General features: G+C 67.1%; 25 protein-coding genes and 2 tRNA genes. 11 read left to right on the top strand and 16 right to left on the bottom strand.

What is annotated here, in order from left to right; translation table 11 throughout:
• Positions 1–666 (bottom strand): hypothetical protein, encoded by a 666-nt coding sequence (locus LVJ59_RS02530; protein ID WP_232761882.1) that lies wholly within the window; start codon positions 664–666, stop codon positions 1–3.
• Positions 667–717: 51 nt separating this feature from the next.
• On the opposite strand from LVJ59_RS02530, the gene LVJ59_RS02535 reads away from it, so the two are divergent.
• The gene (locus tag LVJ59_RS02535; protein WP_131490981.1) at positions 718–1,608 is read left to right on the top strand and encodes an acyl-CoA thioesterase II; all 891 of its coding nucleotides are present in this window, start codon (positions 718–720) and stop codon (positions 1,606–1,608) included.
• Positions 1,609–1,640: 32 nt separating this feature from the next.
• On the opposite strand, the gene LVJ59_RS02540 is transcribed toward LVJ59_RS02535, so the two are convergent.
• From LVJ59_RS02540 to LVJ59_RS02555, 4 genes are all read right to left on the bottom strand, one after another.
• Positions 1,641–2,126: a thioesterase family protein gene (locus tag LVJ59_RS02540; RefSeq protein WP_232761883.1), complete on the bottom strand. Its 486-nt coding sequence runs from the start codon at positions 2,124–2,126 to the stop codon at positions 1,641–1,643.
• A gap of 7 nt (positions 2,127–2,133) precedes the next feature.
• Positions 2,134–3,813 (bottom strand): energy-dependent translational throttle protein EttA, encoded by a 1,680-nt coding sequence (gene ettA, locus LVJ59_RS02545; RefSeq protein WP_047523319.1) that lies wholly within the window; start codon positions 3,811–3,813, stop codon positions 2,134–2,136.
• 63 nt (positions 3,814–3,876) lie between these two features.
• A complete protein-coding gene (locus tag LVJ59_RS02550) occupies positions 3,877–4,365 on the bottom strand; it encodes a hypothetical protein (protein ID WP_232761884.1) in 489 nt (162 codons plus the stop codon).
• Positions 4,366–4,444: 79 nt separating this feature from the next.
• Complete coding sequence (locus tag LVJ59_RS02555; RefSeq protein WP_232761885.1) at positions 4,445–4,957, bottom strand: single-stranded DNA-binding protein; 513 nt, start codon at positions 4,955–4,957, stop codon at positions 4,445–4,447.
• Positions 4,958–5,164: 207 nt separating this feature from the next.
• On the opposite strand from LVJ59_RS02555, the gene LVJ59_RS02560 reads away from it, so the two are divergent.
• Positions 5,165–5,434 (top strand): hypothetical protein, encoded by a 270-nt coding sequence (locus tag LVJ59_RS02560; RefSeq protein ID WP_232761886.1) that lies wholly within the window; start codon positions 5,165–5,167, stop codon positions 5,432–5,434.
• 45 nt (positions 5,435–5,479) lie between these two features.
• Here LVJ59_RS02560 and LVJ59_RS02565 read toward each other — a convergent pair.
• Positions 5,480–5,552, bottom strand: a tRNA-Arg gene (locus tag LVJ59_RS02565).
• Between the two features lie 85 nt (positions 5,553–5,637).
• On the opposite strand from LVJ59_RS02565, the gene orn reads away from it, so the two are divergent.
• From orn to LVJ59_RS02595, 6 genes are all read left to right on the top strand, one after another.
• A complete protein-coding gene (orn, locus tag LVJ59_RS02570) occupies positions 5,638–6,264 on the top strand; it encodes an oligoribonuclease (RefSeq protein WP_232761887.1) in 627 nt (208 codons plus the stop codon).
• A gap of 36 nt (positions 6,265–6,300) precedes the next feature.
• Positions 6,301–6,373 (top strand) — tRNA-His (locus tag LVJ59_RS02575).
• A gap of 93 nt (positions 6,374–6,466) precedes the next feature.
• Positions 6,467–7,102, top strand: a complete 636-nt coding sequence (locus LVJ59_RS02580) for a LysE family transporter (protein WP_232761888.1) — start codon at positions 6,467–6,469, stop codon at positions 7,100–7,102.
• A 38-nt stretch (positions 7,103–7,140) separates the two neighbouring features.
• A complete protein-coding gene (locus tag LVJ59_RS02585; protein WP_047523326.1) occupies positions 7,141–7,488 on the top strand; it encodes a metallopeptidase family protein in 348 nt (115 codons plus the stop codon).
• Positions 7,485–7,781 carry an ATP-dependent Clp protease adapter ClpS gene (clpS, locus tag LVJ59_RS02590; protein ID WP_232761889.1) on the top strand — a complete coding sequence of 99 codons (297 nt, stop codon included), beginning with the start codon at positions 7,485–7,487 and terminating at the stop codon, positions 7,779–7,781. The genes LVJ59_RS02585 and clpS overlap by 4 nt, the downstream gene beginning before the upstream one ends.
• On the top strand, positions 7,778–8,281 hold the full coding sequence (locus LVJ59_RS02595; RefSeq protein ID WP_232761890.1) for a DUF2017 family protein: 504 nt from the start codon (positions 7,778–7,780) through the stop codon (positions 8,279–8,281). Before clpS ends, LVJ59_RS02595 begins: the two co-directional genes overlap by 4 nt.
• A 3-nt stretch (positions 8,282–8,284) precedes the next feature.
• Here the strand turns inward: LVJ59_RS02595 and LVJ59_RS02600 are convergent, their stop codons facing one another.
• From LVJ59_RS02600 to gatC, 6 genes are read right to left on the bottom strand one after another with little or no spacing between them, the layout of a single operon-like run.
• Entirely contained in the window at positions 8,285–8,866 is a 582-nt protein-coding gene (locus LVJ59_RS02600) for a hypothetical protein (protein ID WP_232761891.1), read from the bottom strand.
• A complete protein-coding gene (locus LVJ59_RS02605; RefSeq protein ID WP_047523330.1) occupies positions 8,850–9,167 on the bottom strand; it encodes a hypothetical protein in 318 nt (105 codons plus the stop codon). The genes LVJ59_RS02600 and LVJ59_RS02605 overlap by 17 nt, the downstream gene beginning before the upstream one ends.
• Before the next feature lie 37 nt (positions 9,168–9,204).
• Positions 9,205–10,461 (bottom strand): DNA polymerase IV, encoded by a 1,257-nt coding sequence (gene dinB, locus LVJ59_RS02610; protein ID WP_232761892.1) that lies wholly within the window; start codon positions 10,459–10,461, stop codon positions 9,205–9,207.
• A 47-nt stretch (positions 10,462–10,508) separates the two neighbouring features.
• Positions 10,509–12,023, bottom strand: coding sequence for an Asp-tRNA(Asn)/Glu-tRNA(Gln) amidotransferase subunit GatB (gene gatB / locus LVJ59_RS02615; protein ID WP_232761893.1), 1,515 nt, complete (start codon positions 12,021–12,023; stop codon positions 10,509–10,511).
• The gene (gene gatA, locus LVJ59_RS02620; protein ID WP_047523334.1) at positions 12,023–13,540 is read right to left on the bottom strand and encodes an Asp-tRNA(Asn)/Glu-tRNA(Gln) amidotransferase subunit GatA; all 1,518 of its coding nucleotides are present in this window, start codon (positions 13,538–13,540) and stop codon (positions 12,023–12,025) included. Before gatA ends, gatB begins: the two co-directional genes overlap by 1 nt.
• Positions 13,537–13,836, bottom strand: coding sequence for an Asp-tRNA(Asn)/Glu-tRNA(Gln) amidotransferase subunit GatC (gene gatC / locus LVJ59_RS02625; protein WP_047523335.1), 300 nt, complete (start codon positions 13,834–13,836; stop codon positions 13,537–13,539). Before gatC ends, gatA begins: the two co-directional genes overlap by 4 nt.
• Positions 13,837–13,904: 68 nt before the next feature.
• Here gatC and LVJ59_RS02630 point away from each other — a divergent pair, with 68 nt between their 5' ends.
• A complete protein-coding gene (locus LVJ59_RS02630; RefSeq protein ID WP_232761894.1) occupies positions 13,905–15,605 on the top strand; it encodes a long-chain-fatty-acid--CoA ligase in 1,701 nt (566 codons plus the stop codon).
• Positions 15,606–15,652: 47 nt separating this feature from the next.
• On the top strand, positions 15,653–17,476 hold the full coding sequence (locus LVJ59_RS02635) for a DEAD/DEAH box helicase (RefSeq protein ID WP_374199019.1): 1,824 nt from the start codon (positions 15,653–15,655) through the stop codon (positions 17,474–17,476).
• Positions 17,477–17,499: 23 nt separating this feature from the next.
• Here the strand turns inward: LVJ59_RS02635 and LVJ59_RS02640 are convergent, their stop codons facing one another.
• The 4 genes from LVJ59_RS02640 to LVJ59_RS02655 are packed head-to-tail and all read right to left on the bottom strand — an operon-like array spanning position 17,500 to position 22,618.
• On the bottom strand, positions 17,500–17,967 hold the full coding sequence (locus tag LVJ59_RS02640; protein ID WP_232761895.1) for a hypothetical protein: 468 nt from the start codon (positions 17,965–17,967) through the stop codon (positions 17,500–17,502).
• Positions 17,964–20,297 (bottom strand): NAD-dependent DNA ligase LigA, encoded by a 2,334-nt coding sequence (gene ligA, locus LVJ59_RS02645; protein WP_232761896.1) that lies wholly within the window; start codon positions 20,295–20,297, stop codon positions 17,964–17,966. Before ligA ends, LVJ59_RS02640 begins: the two co-directional genes overlap by 4 nt.
• Positions 20,298–20,335: 38 nt before the next feature.
• Positions 20,336–21,433: a tRNA 2-thiouridine(34) synthase MnmA gene (gene mnmA / locus LVJ59_RS02650; RefSeq protein WP_232761897.1), complete on the bottom strand. Its 1,098-nt coding sequence runs from the start codon at positions 21,431–21,433 to the stop codon at positions 20,336–20,338.
• A gap of 9 nt (positions 21,434–21,442) precedes the next feature.
• Positions 21,443–22,618 (bottom strand): cysteine desulfurase family protein, encoded by a 1,176-nt coding sequence (locus LVJ59_RS02655; protein ID WP_047523342.1) that lies wholly within the window; start codon positions 22,616–22,618, stop codon positions 21,443–21,445.
• 101 nt (positions 22,619–22,719) lie between these two features.
• Here LVJ59_RS02655 and glgX point away from each other — a divergent pair, with 101 nt between their 5' ends.
• Positions 22,720–24,792 carry a glycogen debranching protein GlgX gene (gene glgX, locus LVJ59_RS02660; RefSeq protein WP_232761898.1) on the top strand — a complete coding sequence of 691 codons (2,073 nt, stop codon included), beginning with the start codon at positions 22,720–22,722 and terminating at the stop codon, positions 24,790–24,792.
• Positions 24,793–24,823: the final 31 nt, after the last annotated feature.

Genomic DNA, 24,823 nt, shown 5'->3' on the forward strand with positions numbered 1-24,823 from the left:
TCAGCCTGCGGAGCCCGTGTCGCGGACGCCCGTGAGTCCGGAGGCGATCGGCCCTCGCACCAGGACATGACCGCGGCGGAAGGACAGCCGGCTCCACCGACCGGACCGGGTGACGGGCACCTGTTCGTCCCCGGAGATGAAACCCATGGCGTCGGCGGCGAAGGCGATACCACGCGGCAGTCCGCCGAGGTCCTCATCCGGTTCACCCCAGATCGCTGCGCGAAGCGCCCGGACGGCCTCCTCGCCCGATCCTGCACCCGCGCCCCGAGCCACCGCGGAGATCCCCCACTGCGCGCGCTGCGCAATCGTCGAGGCCGGGAGCGCGGAGGTCCGCTCCCATCCGGAGCGGGGCGGTGCGACGCCGGCCCACGCAGGCGAGAGTCCCGTGTCCGGGAACGCGAGCTGGGCCTGCTCGTCCGTCGTGGTGAGCTGATCCACGACGACATCGCAGCGGAGTTCAGGGTCAGCATGCACGATACGCATGGCGAGGATCGTCGGAGTCTGGTCGAAGAGACCGTGCGGCGCCAGCGCGGCGGTGGTCAGCGCGAGGACGCCGTTCGCTGCCTGCAGCCGCACCCCGTCGTCCGTGATCCGGGTCGCTCGACCGACGAAAGTGAGGACATCCTTCGCGGTGTCCGGGTCGGCGAGGAGGAGGTGATGCGGCACGCGTTCTAAACTACCAACGGAGCGGCGTGTGCGGTCGCGGGGAAGGAACATATGAGCGCGGAGGACCATGCCGTCCGGACCGTCGAGCGGCTGCGTGAGATCCTCGATCTCGATGCGACGCAGGCACGGACCACGGAGGACATCTTCACGGGTTCGTCGCATCCCATGCCGAGCGGACGCATCTACGGCGGTCAAGTCCTCGCGCAAGCGCTCCTCGCCGCCGAACGCACACTTCCCGAAGACCGGGCTGTGCACTCGATGCACGGCTATTTCCTGCGCCCCGGCGACGCGAGTCAGGGAATCACGATCGCCGTCGATCGGATCCACGACGGCCGTTCCTTCTCGACCCGGAGGGCGCAGGCCTATCAGAACGGTGTGCCGATCTTCTCGATGATCGCGTCGTTCCAAGACGGTGATCCCGGTGTGGAGCATGCCCAGCCGATGCCGGAGGGCATCCCTTCCCCGGAGGAGCTCACGCCGGACGAGGAGCGCGTTCACGGCCTTCCCGAGGGCACCACGCGCATGTTGAGCGAACGCGCTGCCGACATCCGGCACGTCGACTCTCCGCTGTATCTGCCGAGTGACGACCAGCGTGTCGCGCGCCAGGCGGTGTGGATGCGTCTGCGTGCACCACTCCCCGACGATCAGCGCCTGCACCGTGCCGCGCTCGCCTACCTCAGCGACATGACGATCCAGGAGTCGATCCTCCGCGCGCACGGCGTGTACTGGGCGTTGCCCGGGTTGAAGGTCGCGAGCCTGGACCACGCGATGTGGTGGCACCGTCCCGCCCGTGTGGATGAGTGGCTGCTGTATGTCCAGGAGTCCCCGAACGCCCGGGGCGGCCGCGGGCTCGCCACCGGACGGATCTACACACGCGATGGTTCTCTTGCGGCGAGCGTCGCGCAGGAGATCATGATTCGCGTCCCTGAAGACGCTTCCTGACGCCGCGCCGTCCTCGCGCTGTTCCTCCGGCCTCAGCGGTGGGAGTACTCGATAGATGCACCCACGTAGGGCTCCCAGGCGTCACGCATCTCCGGGGTGAGCCGGGTCGGGCGCCCGGTCTGCGCATCGACGAGCACGATGATCGCGGTCGACCGCGCGTAGACCTGTCGGGGCGCGGCGGTGGGGTCGTTGTGGACTTCGTAGCAGACTTCGACGCTGGAGCCGCCGAGCTTGCCGAACCACATCTGGACTTCGAGAGGTCGGCGCTGATACGGCACCGGTGCGAGATACTCGATCTCCTGGCGGGCGATGAGGGTCAGGATGCCCTCGTCGATGCCGGAATCGAGCACCGCCGTGGACGGCGCCTCTTCGCCGGGACCCGCCCGCCAGAATGCCCGCACGCGAGCCTCCTCGAGCAGTTTCAGCATCGAGGTGTTGTTCACGTGGTTGAAGGCGTCCAGATCCCCCCAGCGAAGCTGGATCGGGATGTGCAGGCGGGTCCCCGGCGACGTAGACATCGCGGTCTCAGTCGCGCGTCAGCTTGCGGTGCGTCGACCGGTGCGGCTTCGCGGCGTCCGGTCCGAGGCGCTCGATCTTGTTCTCCTCATAGGCCTCGAAGTTGCCCTCGAACCAGTACCACTGGTCGGGCTTCTCGTCGGTGCCCTCGTACGCCAGGATGTGGGTCGCGATGCGGTCGAGGAACCACCGGTCGTGAGTGATCACCACGGCGCATCCGGGGAACTCGAGCAGAGCGTTCTCGAGCGAGCTCAGCGTCTCGACGTCGAGGTCGTTGGTCGGCTCGTCGAGCAGCAGCAGGTTGCCACCTTCCTTGAGCGTAAGAGCGAGGTTCAGACGGTTGCGCTCACCGCCAGAGAGAACGCCGGCCTTCTTCTGCTGATCGGGCCCCTTGAAGCCGAACTTCGAGACGTAGGCACGCGAAGGGATCTCCGTCTTGCCGACGGTGATGAAGTCCAGGCCGTCGGACACGACCTCCCACAGCGTCTTGTTCGGATCGATGTTGGCGCGAGACTGGTCGACGTAGCTGATCTTGACCGTCTCACCGATCTTCAGGTCACCACCGTCGAGCGGCTCGAGTCCCACGATCGTCTTGAAGAGCGTGGTCTTTCCCACACCGTTCGGTCCGATCACGCCGACGATGCCGTTCGGCGGAAGGCTGAAACTCAGCCCGTCGATGAGTGAACGCCCGTCGAATCCCTTCTTGAGGTTCTTCGCCTCGATGACGACCGTGCCGAGACGCGGACCCGCCGGGATCTGGATCTCCTCGAAGTCGAGCTTTCTGGTGCGCTCCGCCTCCGAGGCCATCTCCTCGTAGCGAGCCAGGCGAGCCTTCGACTTGGTCTGACGACCCTTGGCGCTGGACCGCACCCACTCCAGCTCCTCCTTGAGGCGCTTGGCGAGCTTCGCGTCCTTCTTGCCCTGGATCTCGAGGCGCTCGCCCTTCTTCTCCAGGTAGGTCGAGTAGTTGCCCTCGTAGCCGATGAGACGACCGCGGTCGACCTCGGCGATCCACTCGGCGACGTGGTCGAGGAAGTACCGGTCGTGGGTGATCGCGATCACCGCGCCCTTGTACGCCTGCAGGTGCTGCTCGAGCCAGAGCACGCTCTCGGCATCGAGGTGGTTCGTGGGCTCGTCGAGGAGCAGGAGGTCGGGCTTCTGCAGGAGCAGCTTCGCCAGCGCGACACGGCGCTTCTCACCACCGGAGAGCGGGGCGATCGCGGCGTCGGCGGGAGGAGTGCGCAGCGCATCCATAGCCTGATCGAGCTGGGAGTCGAGGTCCCACCCGTCGGCGGCATCGATCTCTTCCTGCAAGGTGCCCATCTCGGCGAGGAGGGCATCGAAGTCGGCATCGGGCTCGGCCATCAGCGCGGAGATCTCGTTGAACCGGTCGAGCTTCGCCTTGATGGCGATCCCGTCCTGGATGTTCTCGATCACCGTCTTCGACTCGTCGAGTTCCGGCTCCTGCATCAGAATGCCCACCGAATAACCCGGGGAGAGCTTCGCCTCACCGTTCGAGGGGGTGTCGAGACCGGCCATGATCTTGAGGATCGTGGACTTTCCGGCGCCGTTCGGACCCACCATGCCGATCTTTGCTCCGGGCAGGAACGCCATGGTCACGTCGTCGAGGATGAGCTTCTCGCCCACCGCCTTGCGCGCACGCACCATCGAGTAGATGTACTCAGCCACCGAAAACCGCTCCTTCTGTTGGCGTCGAAGATCGACACCCCAGCCTACCGGCCCCTCGGCCTGTCACCAGTCGATCGGGCGAGTGGTGCCCACGAGACACCGCCCCTCGGCGAGTTGCGGCATCACGGTCGCGACGACCTGACCCGTGGACGGTCCGACTTGTCCGACCAAGCAGGCTTCATCACCCCATCGCACGGAGAACTGAAGGCTCTCCGCCGGATTGCCCACCGTCGTCTGGTCCTGAGTCACCTGCATGGCGTCACGATCGAAGCCGGCCTCGACCAGGGCATCCACGTATGCGCGGCCGGAACCACGCTGATCGGTCACCCACACGCGCTCAGCGACCGCCGTGAAGACAGGAAGGTTCTCTTCTGCCGTGCCATCGGGAACCAGTGCCGGTTCGGGAACGGGCGTGGGGCCCGCCGACACCTGTGCCGTCGGAGAGGCGGAAGGCTCAGGTGTCGGCGCGCAACCGGCGAACAGGAGGACGGCAGCGACCGAAGCCAGCACGCCGGCCGTGCGCGCCGGTGAGAAGACCGTTCGACGAATCACGTGCCGAGTCTACGGCTCCTGTCGAAGCGCCTCGGTGCGTCACGGAGATCCCGCGTCGCCGTGGGAGTCGCGGGCGAGCTCACCGCACCGCTTCTGTCGTGGCGCTCGACTCCGTCCAGGAGAGACCGAGCGGAGTCATCTCCTCGCCGCCGACGGACTCGTCGTCTCGACGGTCTTCGGCCGGCGACGTGGACCGGTCGCTGTGGATAGCGTGCAGGCCCGGCTCCGCGGTCGGGCGGGCGCGCGGTCGATACGCCGTCGTCCCCCAACGCAGATCGTGTCCGATCGCATCGGCCTCGATATCGACACTCGTGCCGTGCTTGCCGTTGCTCTCCCACTCGCGGATCTTCAATCGTCCGGTGACGATCACGCTGTCGCCGGTGCGCAGTGAGGCCCTCACGTTCTCACCGAGCTGCCGGAACGCCGCGACGGAGAACCAGTTCGTCCCGGAATCCGTCCACTCCTGCGTCGCCGGGTCGAACCGCCGGTGGGTGCTCGCGAGACGGAAGTTCGTCACGGGTACACCGCCGCCCGTCTGCCCCTGCGTCGGATCCGTGGCGACTCTTCCCACGATGGTCAGCGTGTCGATCATGTCCTGTCCTTCCGGTGACCGGACGCGTGTCGTCCGGGTCTCCAGCCTGCATCCGCAACCACGACTCGATAGCTCGGAATCACGCGAAACGTGCACCGATCGCGGCCCGTGCCTGTCAGTGCAGAAAGGGCCGATCAGGCCGCGTGTCGGAGCGGAGATCGAATGTCGGAGGTCGGTCATATCTTCGAAGGAGCGAAAGGAGTTCCGATGTCCGACAACCTGATCACTGCCCTCCCCGACGTTCCGTACGCAACACCTCGGCTCTCTTCCAGCCGTGAGCACCTCGTGCGTGCCGCAGATCACCTCTGGCGCGTGCAGGATCGGAGGGAGCACGTCCTGGGGCATCTCAGGATCACGGCCGATCCGCTCGGGCTCCGGTATCGCGCCGAGCGCCTGCATCTGGCCACGAGCTCTTTTCGCGTCGTCGGCGAGTTCTGGAATGTGGACGACGCCGTCGCTGCGCTCCGCCACTCGTGAGACACGGACCACACCTGCCGACAACTCAGGCTGACGCAGTCGAAGTGCCCCCGGCAGGATTCGAACCTGCGACCAAGAGATTAGAAGGCTCCTGCTCTATCCCCTGAGCTACGGAGGCGCACGCGTATAGAGTATCGCGGTCGTGCGGCCTTGCACGAAGCCCGCCACGTCAGCGATGTCGGGCCCGTCGATAGGATGGCCGCATGGTAACTGCGTCCGAGAACGACCGTCTCGTATGGATCGACTGCGAGATGACGGGACTCGATCTGGCGGTCGATGAGCTCGTCGAGATAGCCGTCGTCATCACCGACTTCGAGCTCAACCCTGTCGATCCCGGCTTCCAGGTGGTGATTTGCCCCAGCGCGGACGCTCTCGCGCACATGAACGACTTCGTCACGAAGATGCATGAGACCTCCGGCCTGATCAATGAGATCGCCGGCGGTGTCTCCGTGGAGGAGGCCGAATCGCAGACCCTCGCCTACATCAAGCGCTTCGTACCGCTGGAGCGCAAAGCGCCGCTCGCCGGCAACACGATCGGGACAGACCGGATGTTCCTCGCCAAGTACATGCCACAGGTCGACCAGTGGTTGCACTACCGGAACGTCGATGTGTCCAGCGTCAAAGAGCTCTCGCGACGCTGGTACCCGCGTGTGTTCTTCCAAGCGCCGACGAAAGACGGCGGGCACCGTGCGCTCGCTGACATCCTGGAGTCGATCCGAGAGCTCCGTTACTACCGCGAAGCGGTCTTCGTCGATGAGCCGGGACCGTCCAGCGACGAAGCACGAGAGATCTCGACGCGCACGGTGTCAGAGTTCACTCCGAACATGTAATAGACTCGTATGGTTGCCCGCTCCGGTGGGCGCATGGTGGGTATAGCTCAGCTGGTAGAGCGCTGGCTTGTGGTGCCGGATGTCGCGGGTTCGAGTCCCGTTACTCACCCTCAGGAAGAAGGCCCGGGTCGGATGATCCGGGCCTTCTTCGTCCCCTCGTGAACAAGCCGGGCACGTCACCCCGAAGCTCTAAACTGACCTCGTGTCACTCGCGGTCTGGTTCTCGTTGCTGACCGCGTCCGTCGTGATCAGCCTCACGCCCGGTGCGGGCGCCATCAACACCATGTCCAACGCCATGAGCCAAGGGTGGCGGCGCTCGATCTGGGGCATCATCGGCCAGCAGATCGCTCTGGTCGTCCACGTGGCGATCGTCGCTGCCGGCGTCGGTCTCCTGGTCTCACGCTCGGAACTCCTTTTCAACGCCATCCGCTATGCCGGAGCCGCCTACCTCGTCTTCCTCGGGGTACGGCTCCTGCTCGCCCGGCCCGCTGCGGTCAACGTCGATGTCGACGCCCCGGCCCCGATCGACCTCCGTGAGAGCCACTGGTCGATGATCCGACGGGGGTTCTGGGTGAACCTCTTGAACCCCAAGGCGATCGTCTTCTTCCTGGCGTTCATCCCCCAGTTCGTGCGTCTCGATGAACCGCCACTCCCCCAGTACCTCACCTTGATCGCCACCGTGGTCGTGATCGACGTGATCGTCATGTGGGGGTTCTTCGCTGCTGCCGCACGGCCCTTCCGACGTCTGACGGCGTCCGCGCGTGGACAACGTGTACTCAACGTGGTCTTCGGAACGCTGTTCATCGCCGTCGCCGGAGTCCTCGTCGTCGTGCACTGAGCGGGCGCCGGGCGGCTACCGCCTCTAGGCTGGATGCGATGGAGATGAACGCCGACGCCTTCGAAGAGCTCGTGATCGACGAGCTCGACCGGCTCCCCGATGACATGGTCGAGGGGCTGGAGAACATCGTGTTCGTCGTCGAAGATCGCCCCGAGGACGGCAGCCTCGATCTTCTCGGTCTCTACGACGGTCTGGCCCTCACCGAGCGCACCCAGTACGGCATGGGCGAGCTCCCCGACCGCATCGTGGTCTACCGTGACCCGCACCTGGCACAGTGTGATTCCGAAGACGAACTCCGCGATGAGATCCACACCACGCTGGTGCACGAGATCGCCCACTTCTACGGCATCGACGACGAGCAGCTGCATGAGATGGGATGGGCATGACGACACCGGCTGCGCTTCCCGAGCTCGACGAGACCACCGATCTTCGCGCCGCTCCCCTCGAGCCGTGGCAGGTCGTCGTCTGGAACGACCCGGTGAATCTCATGAGCTACGTGGTGCGCGTGTTCCGGACGTACTTCGGCTACTCGATCGACCATGCCACCGCACTCATGCTCGCCGTCCACCACGAAGGCCATGCGGTGGTCGCGACCGGCCCCAGAGAGACGATGGAGGTCCATGCCCAGGCGATGCACGACTTCGGGCTCTGGGCGACAGTCCGGAAGGCGGCATCGTGACCGCTGAGCGCATCCTTCAGGAGATGACGTTGATCGAGGCGTTCCACCTCGCGCGACTGGTGGACGACTTCGTGGAACTCGTCACCGATTCCCGGGACATCGCTGACCCCGCCGTCGATCGGCTGACTCCGACCCCGTATCCGGAGGACTCGGACGCGGCGGCGGAGTTCAGCGTAGCGACGAGAGACGATCTTCTCGACCGTCGCCTCGCCGACGCCCGCATCGTACGGTCGGCTCTCGGCACACTGCCCCCGGACTCCGACGCGCTCACGGAGGACACGGCTCTCACGACGCGAGAGGTGTCCGTGTCCATAGAGAGCATCGACGCCTGGCTGCGCACGCTCACTGCCATCCGCCTCGTCATCGCCACCCGACTGGGCATCACCTCCGACGAGGACCCCGGCGGAGACGATCGCCACGGCATCTACGACTGGCTGGGTTATCGCCTGGATCTGCTGATCCACGCCGCGGATGAGGCCGAAGGACTTACGATCGACTGACCGCTACGGGACCTCGAAGATGCGCGTCGCGAGCGCGCGTGGGTCGTCTCGTTCGATGTGGCGTCGCTCCTGAGCCGCCCATCGGTCCCAATGCGGGCGGTAGGTCTCGCCATCACGGGCGAGCGCGCGCCTCTTCCGGGATTCTTCCGTCGATTCGACCCAGATCCGGACGTCGGCGAGGCCGGCGGTCGACGGCCGCAGGATCCCGCTGCCCTCGACGATCACCCCGAGAGCAGGGTCGACGGCGTGGCTCTCGGCTTCGGTCTCCGCTTCCCAGTCCCAGCGCCGCCAGGTCCCCAGGTACCCCCGCCCGTGCGGGCGCAGAATCCACTCGAGAGCGCGTTCCGAGCCCTGATCGAGCCCGTCCCAGCCCGGGTAGATCGAGTCGAGCGCCACGAGCTGCACGTGGCCGAGCACAGGCCAGCGCCGCACGAGCCGCGCAGCGAGGGAGGACTTGCCGGCACCGCTGCCGCCGTCGATGAGGACGACCGGGTTGGCCGCAGCCAGTGATCGGATGTCCTGCGCGATCAGGGTCGCCGCATGCTCGAGTGCTGCCGCGACCGGGTCGTCACTTCTTGAGGGCACGGATGATGCGTGCGAACGCTCGTCCGGCGACCCAGACGAATGGGACGGCCACGACGAGCAGCGTGACGATGTTGGGCTCGAAGCGCAGGCCCTCTTCACGCCGCACGTAGACACCGACCGGGACGGAAACACCCCCGCCTCCACCGCCTTCGGCGCCGTCCCCACTCCCGCCGCCGAATCCCGAATAGGTGAACGCGACCGGCGTGATGCTCACCCCATCCACGTCCTGCGGCTCTCCATACGCGCTCTTCACGCCGAAGGACGCAGCTTGCTTTCCGAGTTCCAGTGCAATGTTCGGCATAAGCCCACGGTAGTCGAGGAACGCCGAGCGTGTGGGATCAATCCACGCCGTGCGCCTTGGGGTGTTGGGCCGCGCCTCGCCCTTCACCGCGTCCGATGTGCCGTGCGCGGCTGATCGTCGCCGAACCGAAACGGGCCATGGCTTCATCGACCGCGCCTTCGACCTTGCGCCAGTCCTCGTCGTCGTCCCAGAGTGCCATTCCCGCGCCACCGGCAGGTCGCAGATTCTCTGCCCGAACCCCCACGAGACGGACGGGGTCGCGTCGGTCGATCTGCTCGAAGAGCGTCTGTGCTGCCTCGCCGATCCGCTGTCCGACTGCCGTGGGCTCCGTCAGAGTATGGGATCTGTTCACGGTGCGGAAGTCGTCGAATCGGATCTTGATCGCGACGGTCGACGCCTCCCAGCCGGCGCGTCGAAGCCGGACCGCGACCCGGTCGGCCAGACGCAACAGTTCGGCACGGAGGAACGGCCGGTCCAGGATGTCCGTGTCGAAGGTCTCCTCATGGCCGATGCTCTTCTCCACTCGCTCCGTATCGACGGCTCGAGGGTCTTCTCCGCGGGCGAGTTGTCTGAGGCGGGCCCCGAGCGCGGCTCCGACGGCACGATCGATCATCTCCGTCGGCGCGTCGCGGACGTCCTGCACCGTGCGGATACCGCGTGCTTCGAGCGCCTCCGCAGCTTTCGGTCCCACTCCCCACATCGCACGTACCGGCCGAGGCGCGAGGAAGTCGAGCGTGTCGTCGCCTGCGACGATGAGCATCCCGTCGGGCTTGGCGATCGTCGAAGCCATCTTGGCGACATGCTTGGTCGCCGCGACGCCCACGCTGCACGTGATGCCGACTTCGTCGCGCACACGTTCTCGAATCAGCTCGGCGATGCGCGCCGGGCTCCCCCACAGACGCCGCACGCCCTGCACATCGAGGAAGGCCTCGTCCACGGAAAGCGGCTCGACGAGCGGCGTGAACGACTCGAAGATCGCCATGACCTGCCGGGATACCTCCTGGTACCGAGCGAAGTGCGGCGGGACGATGCGCGCGGACGGACATAGACGCAGCGCCTGCGACACCGCCATCGCGGCGCGCACGCCGTATCGACGGGCCTCGTACGAGGCGCTCGAGACGACGGAACGGCCATCCGGTGCACCGATGATCAGCGGCAGACCCCGGAGCGTGGGGTCGTCCAGCACCTCGACGGCCGCATAGAACGCGTCCATGTCGACGTGCAGGATACGCGTGCCGGTGTCCTCCGCGCCCGAGTCGGAGACGATCCGCCCTCTGCCGTCACCGTGTCCCATGCGAGGATTCTCCCCCGAGCCTCTGACATGAGGCCCGGGGGCGCGCGCTACTGCGCCGCGCGCTCGAGGATGAGCTCACGGACGCGCGCGGCATCCGCCTGGCCCTTCATCGCCTTCATGACCGCTCCGATCACCGCTCCGGCCGCCTGCACCTTGCCGTCCTTGATCTTCGCCATCACGTCGGGCTGTGCCGCCAGAGCCTCGTCGATCGCCGCGATCAGCGCGCCGTCGTCAGACACCACCGCGAGCCCGCGAGCGTCCACGACCTCCTGCGGAGTGCCCTCACCGGCGATGACGCCTTCGAGTACCTGGCGGGCGAGCTTGTCGGTAAGCGTTCCCGCATCGACGAGCCGCTGCAGAGCCGCGACGTTCTCCGGGCTGATCAGCGCGGTGGCGTCCTGGTCCTGGGTGTTGGCGATGCGAGTGATCTCACCGGTCCACCACTTGCGTGCAGTGGCGGGTGTCGCCCCCGCGGTGATCGTCGCCTCGACGACCTCGAGCAGGCCGCCGTTGCGGACGTCCTGGAACTCCAGATCGGTGAATCCCCATTCCGTCATCAGACGACGGCGGCGAGCCACCGGCTGCTCGGGAAGAGCCGCACGCAGCTCCTCGATCAGCGCGGCGGCCGGTTCCACGGGCAGCAGGTCAGGCTCCGGGAAGTACCGGTAATCATCGGCGTCCGACTTCGGGCGCCCCGGAGAGGTGGTCCCGGTGTCCTCGTGCCAGTGACGCGTCTCCTGGGTGATCGTGCCGCCGTCGGCGAGGATCTGCGCCTGGCGCTGGATCTCGTACCGCACGGCCCGTTCCACGGAGCGCATCGAGTTGACGTTCTTCGTCTCGGTGCGGGTGCCGAGCTCGTCGGTGCCACGTCGACGCAGCGAGACGTTTGCGTCGCAACGCAGGTTGCCCCGCTCCAGTCGCGCTTCGGAGATGCCGAGGCCACGCACGATGTCGCGGATCGCCTGCACGTAGGCCTTGGCGACCTCCGGTGCACGGTGCTCGGTGCCGTAGATGATGTTCGTCACGATCTCGACCAGCGGGACACCCGCCCGGTTGTAGTCGACCAGCGAGTACTCGGCCCCCTGGATGCGTCCGGTCGCCCCACCCATGTGGGTGAGCTTGCCGGCGTCCTCCTCCATGTGCGCGCGCTCGATCGGGATCGTGATGAGCGTGCCGTCCTCGAGCTCGACCTCGACCGACCCGTCATAGGCGATCGGCTCGTCGTACTGCGAGATCTGGTAGTTCTTGCCGAGATCCGGGTAGAAGTAGTTCTTGCGGGCGAACCGGCTCGACTCCGCGATCGAGCAGCCGAGGGCGAGCCCCAGGCTGATCGAGGAACGGATCGCCGTCTCGTTCACGACCGGCAGCGAGCCGGGGAGACCGAGATCCACGGGAGCGATGAGAGTGTTCGGTTCCGCAGCGTGGTAGGCCTCGTTGGCCGGGTTGGGCGCGTCGGAGAACATCTTCGTGTTCGTGTTGAGTTCGACGTGCACCTCGAAACCGAGGACCGGCTCGAACAGCTCGAGCGCCTTGTCGAAGTCCATGAGCTTGGCGGCGGCCATCAGCGGGTCCCTCCTGCGAGCTGGGGTGCGCGGGTGAGCAACGGAGCGCCCCACGAATCGACGAGCAACGTCTCCAACGCGGCGCCGACGCGATACAGGCGCGCGTCCTCACGCGCAGGGGCGATGAACTGGATGCCGACGGGCAGCCCGTCCTCGTCGGCGAGACCGCTCGGGATCGAGATGCCGGGGACGCCGGCGAGGTTGACCGGAATCGTGGTGATGTCGTTGAGGTACATCTGCAGCGGATCGTCGACCTTCTCGCCGATCTTGAACGCCGTGGTCGGAGCCGAGGGCGTCGCGATCACGTCCACCTCCGCAAAGGCGTTCGCGAAGTCCTGCTGGATGAGCGTGCGGACCTTCTGCGCACTCCCGTAGTAGGCGTCGTAGTATCCGGCGGAGAGCGCGTAGGTGCCGAGGATGATGCGGCGCTTCACCTCGTCGCCGAAACCGGCATCGCGCGTCGCGGACATCACATCCTCGACCGTGGGTGTGCCGTCGGGAGTCACGCGCAGGCCGAAGCGCACGGAGTCGAACTTCGCAAGGTTGCTCGATGCCTCCGCCGGCAGGATGAGGTAGTAGGCGGCCACGCCGTACTCAAAGTGCGGAGCACCGATCTCGACGATCTCCGCTCCCTGAGCCTCCATCATCGCGAGTGCGCTGCGGAAAGACGCTGCCACACCGGGCTGGAATCCACTGTCGGGCAGTTCACGGATGACGCCGACCTTGAGTCCCTTGAGGACGTCCCCTCGCGCGCCTTCGCGCGCCGCCTCGGCGAACGACGGCCATTCGTCACGCAGGGAGGTGGAATCCTTCGGGTCGTGCCCGGCGATCACATCGTGCAGCAGCCCCGAGTCGAGGACCGTTCTCGAGACCGGACCGACCTGGTCGAGGCTGGATGCGAGAGCGATCGCGCCGTACCGGCTCACGCCGCCGTAGGTCGGCTTGACGCCCACGGTGCCGGTGACGTGCGCGGGCTGCCGGATCGAGCCACCGGTGTCGGAGCCCAGGGCCAGCGGTGCTTCGAAAGCCGCCACCGCCGCGGCCGAGCCGCCGCCCGAGCCGCCCGGGATGCGGTCGAGGTCCCACGGATTGCGGGTGGGGCCGTATGCCGAGTGCTCGGTGGACGATCCCATCGCGAACTCGTCCATGTTGGTCTTGCCCAGCGGCACCAGTCCCGCCGCTCGCGAACGGGCGACGACGGTCGCGTCGTACGGCGAGCGGTATCCCTCGAGGATGCGCGAACCACTGGTGGTGGGCTGATCGGTCGTGACCAGGACATCCTTGATGGCCAGCGGCACACCGGCCAGCGGGCCGAGTGTCTCACCCGCGGCACGACGGGCATCGATCGCCGCCGCGGCCTCGAGGGCACCCTCGTTGACATGCAGGAACGCGTGGACGTCGCCGTCGACCGCGGTGATGCGATCGAGATGGGCCTGCGTCGCTTCGACGCTCGACACCTCGCCCGCGACCAGCTTCGCGGCGAGATCGGCCGCGTTCAGTCCGATGATGTCGCTCACTGCTCTTCTCCCAGGATCGCGGTGACGCGGAAACGGCCGTCGGCGGCGTCGGGCGCATTCTGCAGTACCTGCTCGTGCGTGAGCGTCTGTCCGACGACGTCGGGACGGAACACGTTGCTCAGCGGGATCGGGTGGCTCGTCGCGACGATGTCAGCGGTGGCGACCTCCGACACCTTGGCGATGTTGTCGACGATGGCGTCGAGCTGGCCCGTGAGCCGCGTCACCTCGTCGTCGTTCAGCTGGATGCGCGCGAGCACGCCGAGATGGCGTACAAGATCAGGGGTGATTTCAGACACCCCTTCAGTCTAGTTGGCGCGTTCCCCGGTCCTCCGTCCCGACGAGCGACTCGACATATGCTGGGCGGGTGAGCACGTTCCAGCCCCCTCGCCCGTGGATCGCCAGCTACGCCGCAGGCGTCCCGGAAGACCTGCCTCCCGTCGACGGATCTCTCGTGGACATCGTCACCGCGTCGGCCCGCGACTACCCGGACGCACCCGCCCTCCAGTTCTTCGGGCGGGAGACGACATATGCGCAGCTGCAGACCGCGATCGACCGCGCCGCGACGGGACTGCGCGACCTGGGCGTCCGCGCCGGCGACCCGGTCGCGATCGTGCTGCCCAACTGCCCGCAGCACATCATCGCGTTCTACGCCGTCCTCCGTCTCGGTGCTGTGGTCGTCGAACATAACCCCCTCTACACGCCGCGAGAGTTGCGCAAGCAGTTCGAGGACCACGGTGCGAAGCACGCGATCGTGTGGAACAAGGTCGTCTCCACCGTGCAGGAGTTCCCCGCGGATCTTGCCGTGACGAACCTCATCGCCGTCGATGTGACGAGGGCCATGCCATTCCTCACCCGCGTCGCTCTGCGACTTCCCGTGGCGAAGGCGCGCGAATCCCGTGCAGCGTTGACCGAGAAGGTCCGCGGGGCGGTCGCCTGGGAGACGTTGCTCGCGGCGGCTCCGATCCCGGAATCGCATCCGAGACCGGGAACCGACGACCTCGCGATCATCCAGTACACGTCCGGAACCACCGGGACGCCGAAGGGCGCAGCCCTCAGCCATCGCAACCTGCTCGCGAACGCGAGCCAGGCGCAAGCCTGGGTCCCCTCGATCGAACGCGGGAACGGCTGCGTCGTCTACGCCGTGCTGCCGATGTTCCACGCCTACGGCCTCACCCTGTGTCTCACGTTCGCGATGTCGATGGGTGCACGACTCGTTCTCTTCCCGAAGTTCGATCCCGACCTCGTCCTCGACGTCGTCAAGAAGCACCCCGCGACCTTCCTGCCGCTCGTGCCGCCGATCGCCGACCGTCTTCTCGCTGCGGCAAAGGCGAGGGACGTGTCGCTCGACGGCATAGAGGTCGCGATCTCCGGCGCGATGGCACTGCCGCATGAGCTGGTGGTCCCCTTCGAAGAGGCGACCAACGGCTACCTCGTCGAGGGCTACGGGCTCAGCGAGTGCTCGCCCGTCCTCATGGCGAACCCGGTCGCCGACAACCGTGTGCCCGGCACCGTCGGGCTCCCCCTTCCAGGTACGGAGTGTCGCGTCGTCGACCCGGAGAACCCTCGCCACGACGTCGAAGCCGGGGCGGCCGGCGAACTCGTCGTGCGCGGGCCGCAGGTCTTCTCGGGCTACTACGGCAAGCCCGAGGAGACCGAAGCCGTCTTCGTCGACGGCTGGTACCGCACGGGCGACATCGTCACGATCGACGACGCCGGCTTCGTACGGATCGTCGATCGGATCAAGGAACTCATCATCACGGGTGGCTTCAACGTCGCTCCCACCGAGGTCGAGAACGTCCTGCGCCAGCACCCGAAGGTCGCCGATGCAGCGGTCGTCGGTCTGCCGAGCGAGCATTCGGGCGAAGAGGTCGTCGCTGCGATCGTCGTGGACCCCGGAACCGATATCGATGTCGAGGAGATCCGTGACTTCGCGCGCAGCATCTTGACTCCGTACAAGGTGCCCCGTCGCGTCTTCGTGGTCGACGAACTGCCCAAGTCCCTGATCGGAAAGGTTCTCCGACGCCAGGTGAAGGAGCGGCTGATCTCACTGACCACCGGCGTCTGAGGCCGCCCTCACAGGCGCCGGGCATCGCGGCGCGCTACCCTTGGGAAGTGACCCCTGAAGATGCAGTGCTGACCGACGCCCCCGAGGACTCCCCCGCGACCCCCGGATTCGAGGAGCTCGGCATCACCGGGCCCGTCCTCAAAGCCATCAAGGATCTCGGCTATGAGACCCCGTCGCCCATCCAGGCGGCCACCATTCCCACGCTCCTGGCCGGACGCGATGTCGTCGGGATGGCGCAGACCGGAACCGGAAAGACCGCGGCCTTCGCGCTTCCCGTCCTCGAGCGCCTCGACGTCTCGCAGAAGACCCCGCAAGCACTCGTGCTCGCGCCCACCCGCGAACTCGCGCTCCAGGTCTGCGAGGCCTTCGAGTCCTATGCCTCCAAGATGAAGGGCGTCCACGTCCTCCCCGTCTACGGCGGACAGGGCTACGGCGTTCAGCTGTCGGCGCTGCGTCGCGGCGTCCACGTCATCGTCGGCACGCCCGGCCGCATCATGGACCACCTCGCGAAGGGCACTCTCGACCTGTCCCAGCTCCAGTACCTCGTGCTCGACGAAGCCGACGAGATGCTGAAGATGGGCTTCGCCGAAGACGTGGAGCAGATCCTCGCGCAGACTCCCGAAGCGAAGCAGGTCGCCCTGTTCTCGGCGACGATGCCCCCGCAGATCCGCCGCCTCGCGCAGAAGTATCTGCGTGAGCCGGAAGAGATCAGCATCAAGTCCAAGACCGCCACCGGCACCAACATCACCCAGCGTTACCTCGTGGTGTCTTACGCGCAGAAGGTCGACGCTCTCACCCGGATCCTCGAAGTCGAGAACTTCGACGGGATGATCGTCTTCGTCCGCACCAAGAACGAGACCGAGACGCTCGCCGAGAAACTCCGCGCCCGCGGCTACTCGGCGGCAGCGATCAACGGCGATGTTCCCCAGGTGCAGCGTGAGCGCAGCGTGAACCAGCTCAAGGACGGCAAGCTCGACATCCTCGTCGCCACCGACGTGGCTGCGCGCGGGCTCGACGTCGAGCGCATCAGCCACGTCGTGAACTTCGACATCCCCACCGACACCGAGTCGTACGTGCACCGCATCGGTCGCACGGGTCGGGCGGGACGCTCGGGCGACGCCATCAGCTTCATCACACCGCGTGAGCGCTACCTGCTCAAGCACATCGAGAAGGCGACCCGTCAGCAGCCGACCCAGATGCAGCTGCCGAGCACGGAGGACGTGAACACCACGCGTCTGAACCGCTTCGACGACGCGATCACCACCGCACTCTCGGAGACCGGACGGATCGAGGCGTTCCGCGACATCGTCGCCCACTATGTCCGCCACCACGACGTTCCGGAGGGAGACGTGGCCGCTGCCCTGGCCGTCGTCGCTCAGGGCGACAAGCCACTGCTCCTCGACCCCGCGAACGACCCTCTGTCGAAGGCGGTCGAGGCGGACAACCGTCCGCCTCGGGAGCGCACCGCCCGCGACTCGCGTGAGCCGCGCACCGAACGCCGCAGCCGCGGCGACTATGCGGCGTACCGCATCGAGGTCGGACGCCGCCACCGTGTCGAGCCCCGCCAGATCGTCGGCGCCCTCGCGAACGAAGGCGGGCTGGGTCGAGATGATTTCGGAGCCATCAACATCCGCCCCGATTTCTCGATCGTCGAGCTGCCTTCCAATCTCGACCCCGCCGTCCTGGAGAAGCTCCGCGACACGCGTATCTCCGGTCGCCTGATCGAAATCAAGCCCGATCGTGGCCCCGGCGGCGCCCGGCGCACTGCTCCGCGCGACGGTGGCAAGTTCGAACGACGCGACCACGGCGACCGTCCGGCACGCGACAACCGCGACGAGAAGCCGTACCGCAAGCCCCGCCACAAGGGCTGACGCGTCGTCGCGCGCGGTGCGGGTTAACCCGTTCCGCGCGCGAGCTGCGCCGCCACGTCGATCAACCGTTCCGGATGCTCGAGCAGTGCACGCTGTTCGGGGTGCGCGATGAGATGTGCGATCAGGCGGTGCGCCCCCGCGACGCTCGGAGCCCAGTATCCGCCGACATGATGACGACTCAACGGCACGGTGGTGTTCTCACCGTCGACCGTGAGGGTCGCGGTACCGTCTTCGGGTTCGACTCCAGGGTCGCTCAGCATCGCCGCGGTCACAACACCGAGCACCAGCGTGCCGACCAGACCCGGCAGACGAAACCTGGTGGTCGGCACGTCGAGCGCGACTCGTTCGACGCTCGCCCACGGCAGGATGCTTCGGCTCTCGACACCCGCCCGGATCATCACCGCCTCCGGTGTCAGCCGAAGGTGATGGCGGCCGGGGTCGCCGACGGCCAGCGCATCCGGGACGACGATCAGCGGACCGTATCGCTTCACGAACCCTCGCTTGCCGGGGGAAGCGCCCCCGGTCCTTCCGTCACCAGCACGTGGAACTGGGCTGCGTCGAGAATCCGGAGTCCGAGCTCTTCGGCCTTCGCCAGCTTCGACCCGGCACCCGGCCCGGCCGCGACGAAGTCCGTCTTCTTCGAGACGCTGGATGCCGCCTTGCCCCCCGCCTTGATGATGGCCTCCTGAGCGCCCTCCCGGGTGTATCCGTCGAGCGAGCCGGTGGCAACGATGGTCAGGCCTTCTAGCACGCCGCCGGCGGGAACCGCACCACCCGGACCTGGGTGACCGGGCGTAGACCACTGCACACCGGCGTCCGCCCACTGCTGCACGATCTCCTGGTGCCAGTCGATCTCGAACCAGTCGAGGACCGAATCCGCGATGATCCCCCCGACCCCCTCCACGGCGGCGAGTTCGTCCCGCGTCGCAGCCCGGATCGCGTCGAGAGAACCGAACCACTGGGCGAGTGCGCGCGCCGCGACCGGGCCGACGTGACGGATGTTCAGCGACACGAGCAGACGCCACAAGTCCTTCGTCTTCGCCTTCTCGAGCTCAGCGAGGAGTGTCAACGCCTGCGAGGAGGGCTGCGGCCCCTCAAGACCGGACTTCCTCTCAGCCGGGGTCGGATTCCTGCGGAAGGGAGCACGCGTCTTGACGACCCCGTCGTCATCCTCCTTCGGAAGCCCGGTCTCGGCATCGCGCACGAAGAGTTCGATCGGCACGAGTTGTTCGAGGGTGAGGGCGAACAGGCCCGCCTCCGTCTCGAGAGGCGGGATCGCCGGTGAGGTCGGCTGCGTCAACGCGGCTGCGGTGACCTCACCGAGAGCTTCGACATCGAGTGCCCCGCGCGAGCCGATGTGCTCGACGCGACCGCGGACCTGTGCGGGGCAGGAACGGGCGTTCGGGCACCTCAGGTCGATGTCGCCCTCCTTCATCGCCCGAAGAGGTGTGCCGCACTCGGGGCATTCGACGGGCATCACGAACTCGCGCTCCGTGCCGTCTCGTCTCTCGACCACGGGTCCGAGAACCTCGGGGATGACATCACCGGCTTTGCGGAGCACGACGGTGTCGCCGATCAGCACGCCCTTGGCTTTGACCACGTCCTTGTTGTGCAGCGTGGCCTGACGCACCACGGAACCGGCGACGTGCGCCGGCGCCATGACGGCGAAGGGAGTCGCACGACCTGTACGACCGACCGAGACCACGATGTCGAGCAGCGTGGTCTGCACCTCTTCCGGCGGGTACTTGTAGGCGATCGCCCACCTCGGCGCACGACTCGTGGCTCCGAGTTCAGCGTGCAGCTCGAGCTCGTCGACCTTGACCACGATGCCGTCGAGCTCATGCTCGATGTCATGCCGATGCTCGCCGAAGTACTCGACGAACGCGACGACGTCGTCGATCGTGCCGCAGACCTTCGTGTGCGGGCTCGTCGGCAGTCCCCATCCCGCGAGCAACTCGTACACCTCGCTCTGCGCTGCGACGGGAGGATTCGTCCACGCGCCGACACCGTGCACGTAGAGCGACAGGGACTCGATGCGCAGAAGCCCCGCTTCGAGCTCGAGCCCGTTCTTCTTGTCGATCTGCTGACGGAGCCCTCCACTGGCCGCGTTCCGTGGATTCGCGAAGGACGGGAAGCGTCGCGCGGCGGCGGTGCGCGCCTTCTCCTCGTCGAAGGGCTTCTTGACCCCGCCCCGCGCTTCCCACTTCGCGAGAGCATCGGCGTAGGCGCGATCGCGGTAGCTCGCCTGCGCGGCATTGAGACGTTCGAAGGCCGCGACCGGGATGAACACCTCACCGCGCACCTCGACGATCTCGGGGTGTCCCTCGCCGCTCAGACGATACGGGATCTCCGGAAGGCGCAGGGCATTCTCGGTGACGACCTCCCCCACTCGTCCATCACCACGCGTCGCCGCGGAGGTCAGGACTCCGTTCTCGTACCGGAGGTTGATCGCGAGGCCATCGATCTTCAGTTCGGTGAGCCATGCGACGCGACGGCCGGCCGCGGCTTCGGTCTTCGCCGCCCAGTCCCTCAGCTCGTCGACGGAGAACACGTTGTCGAGGCTGAGCATGCGCTCGGCGTGCTCGATGGTCGCGAGCCCTGTGGCCTCGGCGGCGCCGACCATCTGCGTGGGCGAGTCCTGCCCCTGAAGCTCGGGATGAAGCCTCTCGAGTTCTTCGAGCCGGTGCATCCACCCGTCATAGGTGAAATCGTCGACGAGCGAGGTGTCTCGGCCGTAGTAGGCCTCTTTCGCATCGAGGATGCGGGTGGTCAGCTCCTCGGCTTCGGTTCGGGCGTCTTCCAGCGAGATGTTCTCCGGCACCTCGACAGTCTATGAGTGGGCACCGACACCGGAAACGTCTACGCGCCGACCGGAACGGCCGAGACCGTGGTGTCGATCGTGAACTGTCCGAGAACGCGGGTGCCGACATAGAGCACCGCCGTCTGCCCCGGCGCCACCCCGTCGAGCGGGACCTCCGGGACGACGCGGACGCCGGTGTCCGAAATCGTGGCCCGCGCCGGGACCGGTTCCGCGTGAGCGCGGATCTGGACGTGGCATTCGAACGCGGATTCGGTGGGTGCGGCGCCCGCCCAGCTGAAGCGCTCCCCCGCGATCTCCGCGATCGCCAACGCTTCCTTCGGGCCGACGACGACCGTGTTCGACACCGGCCGGACCTCGAGGACGAACCGAGGCTTGCCGTCCGGGGCGGGGATGCCGAGCTTGAGTCCGCGACGCTGTCCTACTGTGAATGCGTGGGCGCCCTCGTGCGATCCGACGACCTCACCACTGCGATCGACGATCTCGCCCGTGGCGGTGCCGACCTTCTCCGCCAGCCAGCCGCGGGTGTCGCCGTCGGGGATGAAGCAGATGTCATGGCTGTCGGGCTTCTGCGCGACGCTCAGCCCACGCGACTCCGCCTCCGCGCGCACGATCGCCTTCGACGGCGTCGTGCCGAGCGGGAAGTATGTGTGAGCGAGTTGCTCGGCGGTCAAAACGCCCAGCACATACGACTGATCCTTGGCGTTGTCCGAGGCACGGTGCAGTTCCAGCCCCTGCTCGCCGTCGATGAGTGTGGCGTAGTGGCCCGTGCACACGGCGTCGAACCCTAGCTCGATGGCTCGTTCCAGAAGCGCGGCGAACTTGATCTTCTCGTTGCAACGCATGCAGGGGTTGGGCGTGCGGCCCGCCTGATACTCCGCGATGAAGTCCTCGATCACGTCGTCGCGGAAGCGCTCCGAGAAGTCCCAGACGTAGAAGGGGATGCCGAGCACGTCGGCAGCCCGGCGTGCATCGAGAGCGTCTTCGATCGTGCAGCATCCACGGCTACCGGTTCGCAGCGTGCCCCCGGCGCGGGAGAGAGCCAGATGCACACCGACGACGTCGTGTCCCGCCTCCACAGCCCTGGCGGCTGCAACGGCGGAATCGACTCCACCGCTCATCGCCGCAAGTATCCGCATGAGAACAGTCTACGAGCGTGTGCCTGTGCCGGCGCCGGATGCGCGGGCGTAGGCATCGGCGATGACGGCGAGTACCGCATCGACATCCGTGGCCGTCGACGTGCGCCCCAGGGAGAACCGCAGCACACTGCGCGCCTCCCGCTCGCTCCGCCCCATCGCCATCACGACGTGTGAGGGCTCGGCGACCCCTGCCTGACACGCGGATCCTGTGGATGCGGCGACCCCGGCCACGTCGAGAAGGAACAGCAGGCTCTCCCCCACGGCACCGGGGAAGAGCACGTGCGCGTTGCCGGGCAGACGCTCGATCGGGTCACCGAGGAGCACGGCGGAGGGCACGGCGGAGCGGATTCCCGTGATGAGGCGTTCGCGGAGACCGGCCAATCGTGCGGCCTCCTGTTCGCGCTCGGTCTCGGCGAGTTCGACCGCGGTGGCGAACGCCGCAGCTCCGGGGACGTCTTGCGTCCCGGCCCGGAGCCCGCGTTGCTGGGCACCACCGCGCAACAGCGCCGTGATCCGTGCGGTGCGGGCAGCGACGAGGACTCCGACTCCCACGGGCGCGCCGATCTTGTGGCCGGCTAGGCTCATCGCCACGAGTCCGACACCGTCGGCGGCATCGCCACGCATCGAGCGGAAAGACACCGGAACATGGCCGAGCGCGGCCACGGCGTCGAGGTGGAGCGGCACGCGCGCGATCGCCGCATGGTGGGCGAGCATCGCGGCCGGGTTGATCGTGCCCGCTTCGTTGTTCGCGACGAGGGCCGTCGCGAGGGCGGCACCGGGAAGGCGTGCGGCGAATTCCTCGGGGTCTATGCGCGCGTGGGCGGTGACCGGCACCCGACGCAACTCGGCGCCGTCGTCGAGGAGAGCGGAGACGGTGTCCATCGTGGCGTGGTGCTCTGCCTCCGGCATCACGACCGCCGCTGTCCCGGTCGCGCGGGATCGCCACATCCCCTGCAGTGCCAGATTGATCGATTCGGTACCACCCGAAGTGAACACGATCTCGATGGGATCGGCGCCCAACACCGCGGCGACACGCTCGCGCGACTCCTCGAGCAGACGCCGGGCGTCCTGTCCCGCCCCATGTGTCGACGACGCGTTGCCCACAGTCTCGGAGGCATCGAGCCACGCGGCGCGCGCCTCCGGGCGCAGAGGCGTGGTCGCCGCATGATCGAGATAGTGCCGCATCCCTCGATTCTCTCGCGAATCGGCCTCGGTCGGGGCGTGTGGGCGTGGAACCCGGTACGCCCGGAGATGAGACGGCGACACATCGCCTCTAGTGTGTACTCATGCCCGTGTCCCCTGCCCTCGCCGTGCCCGGCGGCTCCACTCTCGACCACCTCGGTGTCCGTCTCCATGACGGCGTCGGCACGCTGCGCGTTTGGTCGCAGAACGCCTCCTCCGTCGAGCTCGTGGTGTTCGACGCCACCGACCTCGACTGGGCGACGGATGAGCTGGAACTCGAGCGCCGCCCCGGCGGTGTCTGGGAGATCACGACGGAGCTGTTGCAGCCCGGCGTGCGATACGCCATCCGGGTCGGAGGGCCGCACGGGCCCGGGAACACCTTCAACCCGGAGACCCTCCTCCTCGACCCCTACGCCCGCGGCCTCGCTCAGGGCGACGGATATGAGGAGTGGCGCTCGGTCGTGATCGTCGACGGCTTCGACTGGGGCGACTCGCAGAAGCCCCGGGTGCCCCTGGATCGCACGGTCATCTACGAGGGCCACCTCAAAGGGCTCACCAAGCGTCACCCCGACGTTCCTCCTGCTCTGCACGGCACCTACGCCGGTCTCGCGCACCCCGCGATGATCGAGTACTTCCACTCGCTCGGGATCACGTCGATCGAGCTGCTGCCGGTGCATGCCTTCGTGCCGGAGCCCCGCCTGCTCGAGCGTGGCCTCACCAATTACTGGGGCTACAACACCCTGAACTTCTTCACCCCGCACACGGCCTACGCCACCGAGGAGGCCCGCAAGGAGGGCCCCGAGGCCGTGCTCGCCGAGTTCAAGGGCATGGTCAGGCTGCTTCATGAAGCCGGTCTCGAGGTGATCCTTGACGTCGTTTACAACCACACGTCGGAAGAAGGCATCGGCGGCCCCCGCTCGAGCCTGCGCGGCATCGACAACGCCTCCTACTACCGACAGGACGAGTCCGGGGTCTACATCGACACCACAGGGTGCGGAAATACTCTGAACACGGCCACCGACGCCGGTGCGAGGCTCGTTCTCGATTCCCTCCGCTACTGGGCGCAGGAGATGCAGATCGACGGCTTCCGTTTCGACCTCGCGACCGCGATCGCGCGGGACAGCACGCACACCTACACGCCCGATCATCCGCTCCTCGCTGCCATCGCGAACGACCCGATCCTGGCGGACACCAAGCTCATCGCCGAGCCGTGGGACGTCGGACTCGGCGGCTGGCAGACGGGCAACTTCCCGACCGGCTGGCAGGAATGGAACGACCGCTACCGCGACCGCGTGCGCAACTTCTGGCTGAGCGACATCGACTACGCGCGTCGCGCCTCAGCACCGGTGGGGATCGGCGGGTTCGCGACGCGGCTCGCCGGCTCCTCGAACACGTTCAGCGAGGAGCGCGGTCCCCTCGCCAGCGTGAACTTCATCACTGCGCACGATGGTTTCACCCTGCACGACCTCGTCTCCTATGACGTGAAGCACAACGAGGCCAACGGGGAGCACAACCGCGACGGCGCCGACATGAACCGCGCGTTCAACCACGGAATCGAAGGCCCGACGGACGACCCGACGATCCTGGCCGCACGGCGCAAGGCCATGCGCAACCTCCTCGGCACGCTCCTGCTATCCGCGGGCGTGCCGATGCTCACGGCCGGCGACGAGGTCGGACGCACACAGCGCGGCAACAACAACGCCTACGCGCAGGACTCCGCCCTCACGTGGCTCGGGTGGGAGTTCGAACCGTGGCAGGAGGATCTGCGCGCGCATGTCTCCCGCCTGACCCGGCTGCGGCAGGAGAACCCCGCGCTCCGTCCCAGTCGCTATGCCCGACTGGGTGAACACATCCCGAACGCCTCCGTCATGGACTGGTACGACCAGAACGGCGAGACGATGGAGCAGAGCCAATGGGCGGATCCCGGCAACCGCACCCTGCAGTACGTCGCGGCATCCACTCCTGACGCCGAGGCGTACAACCGCATCCTGCTCATCGTGCACGGAACCGAGTCACCGATCGACGTGCGTCTCCCGGAGGAGATCGAGGATGCGACGCGCTTCGTCTCGTTGTGGTCGAGTGCACAGGAGCGTCCGTCCGACGACGAGGAGGTCTTCGCCCCCGGAGACGTCCTGCCCGTATCGGGCACGTCGATGAGGCTGTTCCGGGTCGAATGACACCCGGCTCCGACGCACCCCGCGGCGCGCT

Source organism: Microbacterium sp. KKR3/1 (assembly GCF_021272365.1).
GTDB classification, from domain to species: domain Bacteria; phylum Actinomycetota; class Actinomycetes; order Actinomycetales; family Microbacteriaceae; genus Microbacterium; species Microbacterium aurugineum.

Coding starts and splice junctions, on each gene's coding strand:
- orn (WP_232761887.1), top strand. CDS start 5,638: ATGGTAACTGCGTCCGAGAACGACCGTCTCGTATGGATCGACTGCGAG.
- LVJ59_RS02555 (WP_232761885.1), bottom strand. CDS start 4,957: ATGATCGACACGCTGACCATCGTGGGAAGAGTCGCCACGGATCCGACG.
- LVJ59_RS02540 (WP_232761883.1), bottom strand. CDS start 2,126: ATGTCTACGTCGCCGGGGACCCGCCTGCACATCCCGATCCAGCTTCGC.
- clpS (WP_232761889.1), top strand. CDS start 7,485: ATGACGACACCGGCTGCGCTTCCCGAGCTCGACGAGACCACCGATCTT.
- LVJ59_RS02605 (WP_047523330.1), bottom strand. CDS start 9,167: ATGCCGAACATTGCACTGGAACTCGGAAAGCAAGCTGCGTCCTTCGGC.
- dinB (WP_232761892.1), bottom strand. CDS start 10,461: ATGGGACACGGTGACGGCAGAGGGCGGATCGTCTCCGACTCGGGCGCG.
- mnmA (WP_232761897.1), bottom strand. CDS start 21,433: ATGCGGATACTTGCGGCGATGAGCGGTGGAGTCGATTCCGCCGTTGCA.
- LVJ59_RS02655 (WP_047523342.1), bottom strand. CDS start 22,618: ATGCGGCACTATCTCGATCATGCGGCGACCACGCCTCTGCGCCCGGAG.
- LVJ59_RS02585 (WP_047523326.1), top strand. CDS start 7,141: ATGGAGATGAACGCCGACGCCTTCGAAGAGCTCGTGATCGACGAGCTC.
- glgX (WP_232761898.1), top strand. CDS start 22,720: ATGCCCGTGTCCCCTGCCCTCGCCGTGCCCGGCGGCTCCACTCTCGAC.
- LVJ59_RS02535 (WP_131490981.1), top strand. CDS start 718: ATGAGCGCGGAGGACCATGCCGTCCGGACCGTCGAGCGGCTGCGTGAG.
- LVJ59_RS02560 (WP_232761886.1), top strand. CDS start 5,165: ATGTCCGACAACCTGATCACTGCCCTCCCCGACGTTCCGTACGCAACA.
- gatB (WP_232761893.1), bottom strand. CDS start 12,023: ATGGCCGCCGCCAAGCTCATGGACTTCGACAAGGCGCTCGAGCTGTTC.